This is a genomic window from uncultured Chitinophaga sp., from assembly GCF_902168175.1.
Lineage (GTDB): Bacteria > Bacteroidota > Bacteroidia > Chitinophagales > Chitinophagaceae > Chitinophaga.
In genome coordinates this window covers 1-13,188 of record NZ_CABHOU010000070.1, presented here as the reverse complement: position 1 = coordinate 13,188, position 13,188 = coordinate 1, and the positions used below count along the sequence as shown (strand labels likewise).

At 40.4% G+C, this 13,188-nt stretch carries 10 protein-coding genes and 1 pseudogene; 1 reads left to right on the top strand and 10 read right to left on the bottom strand.

What is annotated here, in order from left to right; all coding sequences use genetic code 11:
- From QZT80_RS14840 to QZT80_RS14815, 6 genes are all read right to left on the bottom strand, one after another.
- On the bottom strand, positions 1-802 hold an 802-nt coding region (locus QZT80_RS14840; protein WP_295123358.1), incomplete at its 3' end, for a FecR family protein.
- Between the two features lie 60 nt (positions 803-862).
- The gene (locus QZT80_RS14835; RefSeq protein WP_295123355.1) at positions 863-1,402 is read right to left on the bottom strand and encodes a sigma-70 family RNA polymerase sigma factor; all 540 of its coding nucleotides are present in this window, start codon (positions 1,400-1,402) and stop codon (positions 863-865) included.
- 848 nt (positions 1,403-2,250) lie between these two features.
- On the bottom strand, positions 2,251-2,760 hold the full coding sequence (locus tag QZT80_RS14830) for a hypothetical protein (RefSeq protein ID WP_295123352.1): 510 nt from the start codon (positions 2,758-2,760) through the stop codon (positions 2,251-2,253).
- A 295-nt stretch (positions 2,761-3,055) separates the two neighbouring features.
- The gene (locus QZT80_RS14825; protein ID WP_295123349.1) at positions 3,056-3,322 is read right to left on the bottom strand and encodes a hypothetical protein; all 267 of its coding nucleotides are present in this window, start codon (positions 3,320-3,322) and stop codon (positions 3,056-3,058) included.
- Positions 3,323-3,482: 160 nt separating this feature from the next.
- A complete protein-coding gene (locus QZT80_RS14820; RefSeq protein ID WP_295123346.1) occupies positions 3,483-4,904 on the bottom strand; it encodes a RagB/SusD family nutrient uptake outer membrane protein in 1,422 nt (473 codons plus the stop codon).
- A 20-nt stretch (positions 4,905-4,924) separates the two neighbouring features.
- Positions 4,925-6,286, bottom strand: a complete 1,362-nt coding sequence (locus QZT80_RS14815) for a TlpA disulfide reductase family protein (protein WP_295123343.1) — start codon at positions 6,284-6,286, stop codon at positions 4,925-4,927.
- Positions 6,287-6,418: 132 nt separating this feature from the next.
- Here QZT80_RS14815 and QZT80_RS14810 point away from each other — a divergent pair, with 132 nt between their 5' ends.
- Positions 6,419-9,709, top strand: coding sequence for a SusC/RagA family TonB-linked outer membrane protein (locus QZT80_RS14810; protein ID WP_295123340.1), 3,291 nt, complete (start codon positions 6,419-6,421; stop codon positions 9,707-9,709).
- A gap of 194 nt (positions 9,710-9,903) precedes the next feature.
- Here the strand turns inward: QZT80_RS14810 and QZT80_RS14805 are convergent, their stop codons facing one another.
- The 4 genes and pseudogenes from QZT80_RS14805 to QZT80_RS14795 all read right to left on the bottom strand — a co-directional run.
- Positions 9,904-10,155, bottom strand: a complete 252-nt coding sequence (locus tag QZT80_RS14805; RefSeq protein WP_295123337.1) for a DUF6520 family protein — start codon at positions 10,153-10,155, stop codon at positions 9,904-9,906.
- 261 nt (positions 10,156-10,416) lie between these two features.
- Positions 10,417-10,887: a MauE/DoxX family redox-associated membrane protein gene (locus QZT80_RS26740; RefSeq protein ID WP_367112872.1), complete on the bottom strand. Its 471-nt coding sequence runs from the start codon at positions 10,885-10,887 to the stop codon at positions 10,417-10,419.
- A gap of 7 nt (positions 10,888-10,894) precedes the next feature.
- Positions 10,895-11,383: a hypothetical protein gene (locus QZT80_RS14800; RefSeq protein ID WP_295123335.1), complete on the bottom strand. Its 489-nt coding sequence runs from the start codon at positions 11,381-11,383 to the stop codon at positions 10,895-10,897.
- A gap of 16 nt (positions 11,384-11,399) precedes the next feature.
- A pseudogene (locus QZT80_RS14795) lies at positions 11,400-13,188 on the bottom strand (hypothetical protein); the annotation flags it as partial.

Sequence of the window (13,188 nt, the reverse complement as noted above, 5' to 3'; positions counted from 1 at the left end):
CACCTTCTACCAGAGTTATCTTCACTGTTTCAAGAGCGTAACTGTTTACATTAAAACTTGTGCCTAATACCGTTATGTCCCCGCGATCAGATTTTACAACAAAGGGCTGACTTTCCCTTTTCATGATTTTGAAAAACGCTTCCCCCTTCAGTATCACTTCCCTGTTTGCTCCATCGAAACGGAAAGGAAATTCTATGGAAGAAGCCGAATTCATATAAACTTCAGAGCCATCGGGCAACACCAGGCGATAGTCCATACCCGGGGGTACGGTTAACTTATTAAGGCCGGTGCTGGCGCCGGGTGGCGGCGTGAGGAAACTCAGTGTTTTGCTTTTGGCATTGTTACTGACCTTCGCGCCTTCAATATCCTGAATGCCATCATCCGCAAACATCACTTGGGTGCCGCCGGCCGTTGTAAGTAGGATGGGCGAAACCTTACTGGCCGGGGCAAACCCTGTGAATGAACGGGCATCTATAGTATTTTTTGTAACCGGCAGCCGTACTACAAATATGGCTGTCAGGGCGGCACACACCACTGTTAACAGTGCAAGGGCGCCGCGTTTACGCTTTTTTTTCCGGCGCGCCTCCAGCATCACCTGATCGAAACTTTCGTCAAGGTCCCAACTGGAAATCGCCGGTGTATGTTCAAATCGCTCTGCACTCCTTCTTAAAACATTAAACCGATGCTGTAACGCAGGGGCTTCATTTAATGCTTCCCGAAGCTCCAGGTCATCGTCCGGTTGAATGAGCCCAAATATCTTTTCGCTCATCAACAGGTCAATACTCTTCTTTTCCTTAGTCATGTCCTATACCGAATTAACTATTTATATAGTATACCGGAACAATGATTTCGGGTGAGAAGATTAACGTAATTCCTGCATTTTTTTTCTGAGCGACTTCATCGCCACTGCCAGATGGGTTTTCACGGTATTGTCGGACAGCCCCATTTCCATGGCCACCTCCTTACGGCGCATGTCATCTTCCACATACAGCTGTAAAGCGCGGGCCGGTTGTTTGGGCATGCCATCCAGTGCGTTATAGAAGGCGGTCCGGATTTCCCGGGCCTCCCCCGGCACCAGGCAGGTAACGGTCTCTTTGAAATACGTGTAATGTTCCAGCGATTTTTCCCGGTACTTCTTCCGCTTCGCAATCATCATGGCCGAGTAACGCACCGATTTGTAGAGGTAACCTCCTACATTAGCGCGGATGCGCTGGTAGTGTTTCTTGGCGAAAAAGTCGACAAAGAAATCGTGGACGATATCCTTGGCATCTTCCTCATCGCCGATGATACGGCTGGCCTCGAACACTAATAATTTCGCATAGCGGCTATACAACATTTGTTGTGCGAGCTGATCTTCACATTTGGTACAACGCAGAAGCAGCTCCTCATCCTCATGGTTCATAAATACGGCATTTAACCAGGTTGGTGGTAAAGGTTTTGGCTAAGCTTAATGTCGTATAATGCTAATTGGAAATTGGGAAAGACGGAAACGGGAGTTTCTATCTTAAGGTATTCGATTTTGGAGAATCATCACTCGTAGTTGGGTGATTGATTTGTTAAAAGTAACAAAAAATTGTTAGTCCCAAATAATATTTTTAGACGTGTGGTTTTATAGAAAATTGGGTGAGTATTTTTTAGATTATTTTTTTGAGGGGAGATGAGCGGTGGAGGTAAAAAGTATCGGGGGAGATACATAGTGGTATCGGGAGAGATACAAAAAGAATCGACGGAGATACAAAATTATACGAGGTCCGATGTAAAAAGAATCGACGGAGATACCCGATGGTATCGGCTTTGATATAAAAAGTATCAACGGATATTCTTTTTATATCGGGCCTGATACAAAAAGAATCAACGGAGATGCTTCTTATATCGACGGAGATACAAAAAGAATGTACCCGATACCTCACCCTATCGACGTCGATACAAAAAGAATCGACGGAGATACTTTTTATATCGACGCCGATATAAAAAGTATGTTCCAAGCCTGTCGCCAAATGCTGTTTGATATAAAAAGAATCAACGTTGATATGCGTAGGTATCTCCCTTGATATAAAAAGAATCGACGTCGATACAAAAAGAATATCCGCTCATTCGCAAATAATTGATTTTTAATCAATTATCGTTTTACCCGCAACCAGGTCATCAATTTCATAAAACCCTGACCTGGTTTAACTAATAAAAATGCCCGGCGAAGAATCGCCGGGCCGAACATTAGACCGTCAATATACCTATTGCTGGTAAAAAAGATTAGTTATTAGGTTGCCCTCCTGTATCTTCCGGCGACTCATCAATTTGGTCGGCACGGGAGGCTTTTTTGAAGTAAACACTAAGGTTTTCGTCAATCACCTTTGCAGCATCCAAGTTGCGGGCAGCCGCACCTTTCACTGCATCAGCGAAATCGAGGCAGCCGATCAGCCATTCGCTGCCAACCTTCATTTGCGTGTCATCCAATTTGCTCAGCAGGATGTCGAGCGGACGCACGATCTGCTCTAACATATCGCGTCCCCGCGCATCCACCTGCAGGTCTTCAACACTCGACCCGGCCGGTAAAAATTGCGGATGAAGTAATGCATACTCCGTTGCCTTTCTTACAAAAGCCAATCTTTTGTCTCCCAGTTTAGGCAACCGCCTGCGATCTTCGATCGTTAGTGAAATGAGATAAGGGCTTAACTTATCGTCAATTTGTTTGATAAGGCCCAATACCTCGGCCAGAACAGCGGATGGAATGTCCGTGTTAAACAGATTAGTGTTCTTCATGTTAGTGAAGGTTTTTAGGATGGTTAAAAAATGTGTTTATGATTCAAAGAGTTCAAACATTAAAATAGGGATTCCCCTGGGACAAATGCGTACTCATACACATCTCCCCCTTTGGCTGAGGTTAAATCAACCAAATAAATCTCTGTGCCAGGACGATTTGCCTTAGCGCTGAATTGCCAGAATATTGAAAGATTACTTTGGGTGGAACAACAAACTTATAGGATCAGGTTACCGAATTCAACACGTGGAGTAATTATAAGGACACGGGTAACATGCTATTCCTGATGTTTTGGTGTTACATTATATTTCCGAACAGTTCTTCAAACGCCTCATCTACAGATCCCACATCAAAGCCCTGGAACGTTTTCCCATGAGCGACCATCATCTGCATTTGAACGACCATGTCGTAAAGATAACTTTGGGCTTTCCGTTTGCCGTACTGCCTGCGTGTTTCATCGAACATATATTGTAACTGCACGTTGAAAAGCATGCTATTGGCGAGCGGATGCCGGTTGATAAATTCAGGATCAGCTTTGTTATCCTGCCTGACTTTTCTCATCATACTTTTGAGGTTTTAAATGAATAAGGTTAAGCTAAGTCGGAGATGTTTCGTTTGATGATGAAGCGAAATTATGGGTTGCTAATTAATTAGCAAAATTTATTTTTAGTTAGGAGCCCTGTCGGTGTTAACACCGACAGGGGGGTGTGTTTTAATAGTTAGCTTAGTTGTAGCCGGGGTTTTGGGTGAGGTTGGGGTTGTTATTGCGGTCCTTTTGAGGGATCGGAAAAAATGCATGTCTTGAATCCCATTGCGCACTCTTTAAAGGAACTGTGTTTGTCATCACACTATCTAGAATTGACAATCTTTTTAGGTCAAACCATCTATGCCCCCACTCACAAAAAAATTCCACTTGCCTTTCATGAATAATTTTACCTAGCAGTGAATCTTTATCAGCTGTTAAGTCATAAGAAAGTCCTGCTCTCTTTCTGACTACTCGCAAATCCTCATTGGCTAGACCAATTTCGCCAATTTGCGCATAGGCCTCTGCCCTAATCAAATACAATTCCGCAAGTCTAAGAACAACGGAGTATTCCTCACTTGCGGCACCTCCTCCGGTCGTCCTTACTTTATATTTGAATGGAAAAAAATAAGTATTAGTTCCGACCTTTATAGAATTAATCCAACTTAAAGCCCTCTTATCATCTTTTTCGAATACTCTAAGCAAAGCACTACTAACTACGGTAGAATTTGCCTCGCTTGTAGATGGGGTCCCTCTTAGAATAAAGTTGCTCCCTTCTGGCGTCACCAAAAAAGTAGCTACCGGCTGTAGTTGAAAAATAGCCTCTGGACTTGTCTTCAAGAAGACTTTATTCAAATCCTGTTCCAAATAAAATACATTTGCATTAGCTATAACACTGTCTGCATATTTCACGGCCGACTTGTAATCTTTTCTGTAAAGCGACACTCTTGAAAGAAGAGCCATTGCCGCCCACTTACTGGCACGAAGTCGGTCGAATGATTTCACAATACCATCTGAACCAATAAAATTATCCGGCAACAGCGAAATGGCATCCTTCAAATCTCTAACTATTTGACTATCTATCTCAGCGACTCCAGTCCTTTCGGCATTAGCACTAATCTTATAATCTGTTTTCAAAATCAACGGAATTTCTCCCCACATATTCTTTAAATAAAAATAGATAAAAGCTCTTAAAAATTTAGCTTCACCAACCAAGTGGTATCTAAGTTTACTATTGAGCCGATCTGAATTCTCTACCTTCTCTATAACCTCATTACACTGAAAAACATACCGATACAACGGTTCCCAAACACTAGCAGTTCTAGCATTTAATGGAGATATTGCATTCTGATAGACCTGAATAACATCGATATTTTTTGAATAGTTTGTTAATTCATCACCTGACAATCCTGTCTGCATGGGAATCCTGTAGCTTATGCCACTTTCATTTATCAACTTCGAATATATTGCGATCACAGCGCTATTAGCCAGTGCATCGTTTTCAAACACTGTATTAGTTATCAATTGAGTACGTGGTGGGGGAATTTCCAAAAACTTATCGCATCCCAATAATGTAAAAATAGAAAAACAAAATAGTGTGAGAAAAAAAAATCTCTTTTTCATTTTCTTTGGTTTTATTTATACTACTTATTCGTATAATCCCTAATAACCAGCACCTTAAAACGTTTCACGGCTAAAATCAATTGAATACCATTTTCGTTTAACTCCTTAATTCGTTCATCGAAAGACAACCCCCTAAGGTCAATATCTATGTTACATTCGATTCCCGTATTATCAAAAATTGGCAAATCAACTGATTTTGCGAAGGCTGTCTCTAGAGAAGGAATGATCATGCCACTCGGCATATTCTTTAGCAAAAAACCTTTATTGTGTCCATATGGCTCTGTCCAACTTCCCGCCCCCCCCTTTGTTCTAAGACGTTCTACGATGCTCCTCTCAGCTACTAAAAAATAACATGGCATATCCCGTTCCTCCAATTCCGCTGTATATGGAAAGAAGTTTTCCAGATCATTTTTCATTCTTCCGCTTAGCAATTTGTCATCAATCAAATTATATGGATCTTTTCCTGAAGCGATCTTTTGAATTTTATTCGAGATACTGTAACAAAACATATTATCGCCAGAAATTCGATTCATGGTAAATTTCGACGAATCTTTTGTTTCAAGTATTATGTTGGGATAACAATTCGAGTAAAGTGATGAGTCCGCGGATCCCCAAAATCCTTTCCCGAAAAAAGCCAGTTTGTAGAGAAAAGTCAGATCAGCGCCCAAAATTTCAAACCGGTGCGTTGAAAGTCGCACGCTCATTACCGGCTGCATGTCATTCCATTTGGTAAAAACAGTTCTATAAAGGAACCCCGTATCATTGCCACCATTACCTTTCACTAAAAGCGGCAAGCTATAATCATAATTTTGATTCGAATCAGTTCCATAAATTCTCTTCCACTTCGGGTTTCCTCCAGCAACAAATTCCTCAAGTAACTCAGCGTCAATTTCTCTTGTTATTGCCCTAATAATTCCATTGGGATCCACAACCACAATGAGTGGCATTGCCCCATCCCCCCAAAAACGCTGGAAAAGCGTTCTATCATAAGCCACTGGAATACTAAGATCAAAATCTCTTTTAAACTGCATGTACATCGCATGAATACTACTATCTTCCTTGTGAGGGGTACCAATTAGTAAAAATTCAACCAATCCATCAAATTTCCTTTTTAACCTATCCATTCGGGGAAAACCAGAGATACAAAAACCGCAAAACTCGCCCCAAAAATCTAAAACCAACCACCTCCCGGAAAAGTCACTAAGCTGCGTTTCGTTCCGCTTACCATAGTACAATTTTTTAAGCACAAAATCTGGACAGGGTTTTCCAACCTCAATTCGAGAATAGATTTTATCGGAAGTCTGCGCACGACTAATTTCAATGTTAACAAAAAAAATTATACCCAATAAGAAACAACATAAAAACAAGCAATATCGATGCATGATGAACATTTACATCTTAAAGAGTTACGTTGCATAAGTTTAGGGTGAAGATGTGATAAATATTATCATTTCACCCATATCTAGCAATCGATCACTCTAGAAATATATCTAACTCCATTAAACAGCGATGATATGTTAAATCTGAAGAAAATAAATCTGTTGTCAGTTCTTGTTGCACCTTTACTTGTAGGAACATTTCTTACAGCCCAGGCATACGCAAGTACTCAAAATAACTCCGGCAGCAAGTCAGAAAAAAACACCGTCACCCTAAAAACATATTTGAGAAAGCTAAGCTCTCATACAGGAATTGTCTTTTATTATTCAGACAACATTGTAAAACCGGAGCGAACCATTTCAAAAACCATTCAAAATCAAAACTGGAAAGATGAGCTTACTGAAATCTTAAATTACTTCAATCTAGCATGGAGTTATGCCGACGAAAGAAAGATGTCCTTAGTCATTATCCGTTCCGTAGACAATACAAACAAAATACCAATAGACACAATAAAAAAAATAAAAATCTCTGGAACTATAACGTCCGAAGACGGCACCCCCCTAATTGGCGCCAGCATTTCAATAAAAAACACAAGCATAGGCACTTTGTCTGATATTTTTGGGAAATTCGAATTACCAGAGATTGCCGAAAAATCTACTGCGATAGTTAGCTCAATTGGCTACCAAAAGCAAGAATACATTTTAAACAACTCCCAGAAACTTGTTATTCAATTAAAAAGGCTACAAATTGGTCTAGACGAAACATTAATCGTTGGTTATGGATCTACAACGAAAAGAAAAAATACGGGATCCGTAAGCAAAATATCCAACCAAATAATTTCTAACCAGCCGGTAAGCAACCCACTTCTAGCGCTACAAGGAAGGGTAACTGGTCTCGCAATAACTCAAACATCAGGACTTCCGGGAGCTACCCCTACAGTCCGACTGAGGGGCAGAAATAGCATCTCTAATGGGAATGATCCACTATATATTGTTGACGGTGTACCATTTAGTCCATCCAGCTTGTCAGGAACCAGAGCGCTAGTAGGGGCAGTGCAGCTTAGTCCTTTCAATACAATAAACCCAGGAGACATCGAAAGCATAGAAGTTTTGAAAGATGCTGATGCCACAGCAATTTATGGATCAAGAGGTGCAAATGGTGTAATTTTAATCAGTACGAAAAAAGGAAAGAGTGAAACAAATTTACTTGAATTCAATCATTATTCAGGAATTGGTATAGTCGACACCCGAATGGAATTATTAAATAGTTCCAATTACATACGTATGAGAAAAGAAGCATTGCAGAACGATGGCATTACTAACATCCCAACTACAGAATATGATATAAATGGCGTCTGGGACACCTTATCTTCAACTAACTGGCAAGATATAATGATTGGAAATACGGCAAAAATGCAAAATAGCCAAATTGCACTTTCCGCGGCCAGCTCAAATACAAAAGTTCGGCTTTCCTTTAATTACAATAAGGAAACCAGTGTACTCCCTAAAGAATTCCCTAATCAAAAATACTCGTCCAACATCAACATAAGCAGTTTCTCAAAGGACAAAAAAACGCAAGTAAATTTTTCGACAATATTCCTAAGAGAGAACAGCGATTTACCGACAATTGATCCATCAGCGTATATCAACTATGCCCCTACAACCCCCAAACTATATGACTCAACGGGTAACCTTAACTGGCAAAACGATACATGGACCAACCCTTTGGCATCGTTGAATGCTACAGTTTCATCAATATCAACCAACATAAATAGTAATTTAACTTTGAGCCGTCGAATTATTTCCAACTTAAATCTAATCTGCAGCTTGGGCTTCAACAATTTATCCTCCAACCAAAATGCCCGAAGGCCGATTACCGTTTACTCTCCTTTATATTGGGGCTACTCAAGCTTAAGAAGCAATACGTCGACTATTGCCAACTCCAAATCTTGGATCATAGAACCTCAAATAAACTATCAGAGAAAATTTGGGAAATTTCACACAAATCTTGTACTTGGATCAACTATACAAGAACAGGTTCGTTCTTCTATGTCACAGCATGCAACTGACTTCTCAAATGATCTCCTAATTAATAATAAATCCGCTGCCGTCTCTACACAAACTTTAGAAGACACCTACACAATTTATCATTACATTGCGGCATTCGGGCGACTCACTGCTAACTTTGACGATCGATATATCGTTAACATAACAGGAAGGCGCGATGGAAGCAGCCGATTTGGAGCAGGTAATCGATATGGAAACTTCGGCGCTATTGGTGCGGCATGGATCATAACCGGCGAAAAATTCTTAAAAAACAGCATCACCTTTTTGAGTTATGCCAAACTACGCGGAAGTATTGGCAAAACAGGAAACGATCAAATGCCAGATTATCAATATCTAAGTACTTACACACCCTATAGTTCTGCCTACTACGGTATTATAGGAAACTATCCCACCAGGCTATCAAATCCCAACTACCATTGGGAAGAGGTTAAAAAAGTTGAATTCGGCCTTGAGAGCAGTTTTTTTAATGATCAGCTATTATTTAGTACAAATTATTACAGAAATAGAAGTGATAATCAACTCCTGGGCTATCCGCTCCCATCGATTACTGGCTTCCAAACGATTCAAGGAAACCTTCCCGCTACAATACAAAACGAAGGAACTGAATTCGAGCTACAAACTAACCTATTTAAAAATAAGCTTATAAAATGGTCTAGCTCACTAAATATTAGCATACCTACTAATACGCTAATAGCTTTCCCAAATCTCGAAAAAACAAGTTTCGCAAACTCGTATGTAGTAGGAAGGTCACTTTTTATCAGTAAAAAATTTAAATCTACAGGTGTAGATCCCACATCCGGAATATACTCCTACGAGGATCTAGATAAAGATGGCACCCTATCATTCCCGCAAGATTTACAAGCAAACAAGTCAATAGAACAAAAGTATTTTGGCGGGTTTTCTAATACCATATCTTTCAACGGATTTGAGGCTGACATATTTCTGCAGTTCGTTAAACAAACCGGATTCGACTATCGGTATTACTTCACCACACCGGGAACTTTTAACGCAAATCAACCGTCTCTAATTAAGGAAAAGTGGACTAAAGACAATTCGGCAAGTAAAATCCAAAAACTCACTTCATCAGTCACATCCGCTGCCGGTATAGCATACTCAAACCTTGTAAATTACGGAGATAATACGATCGTCAACACTTCTTACATGAGACTAAAAAACCTTTCATTTTCTTATACATTCTCTAAAAATTCACTAGCCAGATTAAAAATAACGGCGCTCAAATTATACCTGCAAGGTCAGAATCTAATAACATTTACAGATTATATTGGTCTAGATCCGGAATCAGGAGCATTAAGATTACCACCTATTAAGACTTTTACTGCAGGCGCACAACTTTCACTATAAATCCTCGTTATGCTATCACTCTCAATCAACTTAGACAAATTGATAGATAAAAGTGTAGTCTCTGAAATTTATTTTTGAGGGAGATTAGTACCGCCGCCATTCTACGACATAGCCCCACAATGAGCAAATAATCAGAAGAAAAAAGAGAGGCCGTCTCCATCATGTGGGGACAGCCTCCTAATATTAGACCGCAATTACTGCAATTGCAGAGGCACGTCACATGTTTCCAGATCTACCCTATAATCATACACTTGGAAGCCATTATGCTTACAAGTTGCTGCGCCTTGAGGACACTCTGTAGTTGCGATAGCGATGCATTTTTCAACTGGAGCTGCTGGATTATAATAATAATCCGCAGGACCGTCACCTAGTACTTTTGTGGCAGCTGCTGCGCCGAAAGCGGATACTAAACATGCTGCTCCAATAAATAATTTAATCTTATTCATAACAAAAAATGTTTTTTAAGAATCAAAAAACAATAAAAACTTAAAGTCAAAAAATTGCCTACTCGTTTATTCAGGTTTTCGGCTTCCCCTGTTCATGCCGGCATTTAAACTTTAAATATAAAAAGTGACAATAGGCTCATTCGCCCGAATGATTGCGATACTTAGATACCAAATAATAGTGTTGCAGAGGATGACCACGAATTACTCGACACTCTACATACCATAATTTAACGACTAGTTATTTTGTTTGTCACGCTTATTCTAGGGCGACACCCGGTTACCTATGCGAGCATCTTTTTTGATAGGCCACCATCGACGCCCTTTAATTATCGCTATTCCCCAATAAGATATTATTGTAAAGAAAACATTGAACCATAAATGTTGCGTCCAAGACATCTCCCGAAGAACGCCTCCGCAACTACATGGCTTTTTATCCATGAATCCTAGTATAAAAGCCACGTAGAGTGTGAAAAAAATCATCGTGAACAACGATGCATACAGACCTAGTTTTCTCCACCTCGGCACAACGAGAACCGCCGCAATAACAAGCTCAAAAACAGGAATCGAAAGTGCAATCCATGCGGGAAATCCTATACGATCAAGTACGGGTATACTCCTAAAAAGATCGAAAGAAAAAGTTGAGTAATCTAATATTTTACTAATCCCAGTATAACCAAACAAGAGAATAAGTAAACAGCAAATTACCTCGAGAACAATGTTATTATTTTTCATGTTGATTTCAATTCAATTTTGTTAAAACATCTACAAATTCCTGTCCATCTACGGGCCCGGAAAACATATCTCTGGCTCTTTTATTCTTGTTATATATAATCGAATAAGGCGGGCCTGGTGGTCTAAAATGCCTTACAAAAAAGCCATCATAATCATTTCCTACAAAAACATTTTTATATCGCATTAAGGAGTAATGTTTTTCAAAAACTTTCATTCTAGCAAACGGTTCGTCTGATATGAAGTAAATTGAATATTCTTTTAACTCCGCCATCTTCGCCAAGATCGCCTCTGTTTCCTTTTGGCAAGAACCGCAATCAGGATCTAAGTAAACCAAAGCAAATGGTTTACCCGTTGGAATTTGCTTTGTATTGAAAATTGTTGAGCTATCCATTGCCAATAAATTGAATTCAGGCAGCGGTGTGTCAAATACATGATTTGACTTACATCCCACAAAGAACACCAATAGGACAAAACGCAAGAAAAAGACTCTTATCATATATATTAAATTAAGGTCAGTTGGAATTTAGGCTAACTATCAGCATCTCTTCCCTTAATCGGGATCCAATCACAACACACGTAGAAAAGATCACCACTATCGCAAATACTTCATACCTCAACACTATCGGGGATGCTAAAATGCTAAAAAACATATTCGCTCCCCACGCTACCGCAATTAATAGCAAAAATCTTACCCCTACTTTATCTCGTAATCCAATAAAGATTAGCACCCCAATAATTGAAAAAATAAATGCTATGTTTATTACCGCACTCCCAACCGGAAAATATCTAAACATCTTAACTGGTCTAGATGCTATCTTTTTAGTATTTTTCTCATAGGAGAAAAAGCCCTTAGCTATTGCTTGCACAGTATCTGCCCCCATGTTGTAAAATCCCAAGAACTCGACTGGAGGCGCGTAATAATTAATGAAGTTTCTAATCAGATATTTTGTCACAAAAGACGTGGAATGATGCTTAATCAAATACTCGCCATAATCTGCATAGAAATGGCCCATCTTCGCATACCTCGTAAAATAAGGCGTCACCGTATCCTTCTTCGTACTCTCAGTCAAGTACCTCGGCAACGGCCCATGCCACAAATAATAAATCCCCAATACCGAATCCGGCCGCACCTTCACCTTATTCAAACTATCAAACTCCTTCCTCACCATCCTATCCAACTCCTTAAACCTCGCCGGCACATTCGGATCCGCAGGCATCCTAGAGTACATGTATAAAGCATTCGCCGCCAACTGCCACCCCCCAAATGCTGAAATCGTTCTTCGACCGGTCAACTCCTTATACTTATTCCCAGTATGCCACACAAACAAGCCAACTAACACGAGCGACAACCCAAACCCCATAATCCTTAACCGCCAGCTATATTTAGACAATACAAACGCAAGCAAAGAAACCACAGGATAATACAAAGCATTATGCCGGACCGTAAACAACACCACCAACAACACCGCATGCCACCATATCAACGCACGCGAGTCAGTATACAACATCCCAATCAGGCTACTCAGCCAAAGCAAACTTAACCCCGTAAACATGGCATCCGCCGATACGTAGTTGCTCATGAACAACAACAACGGATTAAACACGGCGAAGGCGAACAAAATGTACATTACTACGCGTCCGGGTTTTAAGAAGTACATCAGCGTAAAAATGAAGCAGATGATGGAAGCCTCCAGGAACAGGTACTGGAATAATACCAGTGCCATATCCGAATGTGTAAAGGAGCTGAACACACGGAGGAACTTCGAATATCCAACCGGCCAGGTGCTGATGTCCTGGTTGCTCATGGCTGCCCCGATGTACGAGTACGAGTCCGGCATAAAGTTCGGATAGGGATACATCAATTTGAAAATGATGAACTGCGCAATCAGGAAAAAGGCCGAGGCCCATAACAATCTTTTGTGAAGCGGAGTTTTGAATACGAATGAAGGAAAGGTTTTGTATTCTACCGGTGCTGTTGCAACAGGGGCGGTTTCCTTTTCTTCATGATACTCCTGCTCCGTATTAATTTCCCAAAGGTTCTCTTTACTGGTTACCCCGGCTATCACATTGTCTACCGCCACCATAGCGGTCAACATAGAGTGATCTGTATTATTATATTTATGCATGCCGTTACGGCCTACTAAAAACAAGTTTCCAAATGAACTGATATAATTTTTCACCACATCGAACCGGTCGTAAGTGCCGAAGTAGGCAGGATATGTTTTTTCCATCCGCTGTACTGTAATATCCAGCACATCTTCCGCACTCGCCAGTCCGATTTTCTCCAATTCTCTGATCGCT

Bases quoted from the DNA above. Each gene is read 5' to 3' on its own strand.
- QZT80_RS14835 (WP_295123355.1), bottom strand. From the start codon at position 1,402: ATGAACCATGAGGATGAGGAGCTGCTTCTGCGTTGTACCAAATGTGAA.
- QZT80_RS14830 (WP_295123352.1), bottom strand. From the start codon at position 2,760: ATGAAGAACACTAATCTGTTTAACACGGACATTCCATCCGCTGTTCTG.
- QZT80_RS14825 (WP_295123349.1), bottom strand. From the start codon at position 3,322: ATGATGAGAAAAGTCAGGCAGGATAACAAAGCTGATCCTGAATTTATC.
- QZT80_RS14820 (WP_295123346.1), bottom strand. From the start codon at position 4,904: ATGAAAAAGAGATTTTTTTTTCTCACACTATTTTGTTTTTCTATTTTT.
- QZT80_RS14815 (WP_295123343.1), bottom strand. From the start codon at position 6,286: ATGCATCGATATTGCTTGTTTTTATGTTGTTTCTTATTGGGTATAATT.
- QZT80_RS14810 (WP_295123340.1), top strand. From the start codon at position 6,419: ATGTTAAATCTGAAGAAAATAAATCTGTTGTCAGTTCTTGTTGCACCT.
- QZT80_RS14805 (WP_295123337.1), bottom strand. From the start codon at position 10,155: ATGAATAAGATTAAATTATTTATTGGAGCAGCATGTTTAGTATCCGCT.
- QZT80_RS26740 (WP_367112872.1), bottom strand. From the start codon at position 10,887: ATGAAAAATAATAACATTGTTCTCGAGGTAATTTGCTGTTTACTTATT.
- QZT80_RS14800 (WP_295123335.1), bottom strand. From the start codon at position 11,383: ATGATAAGAGTCTTTTTCTTGCGTTTTGTCCTATTGGTGTTCTTTGTG.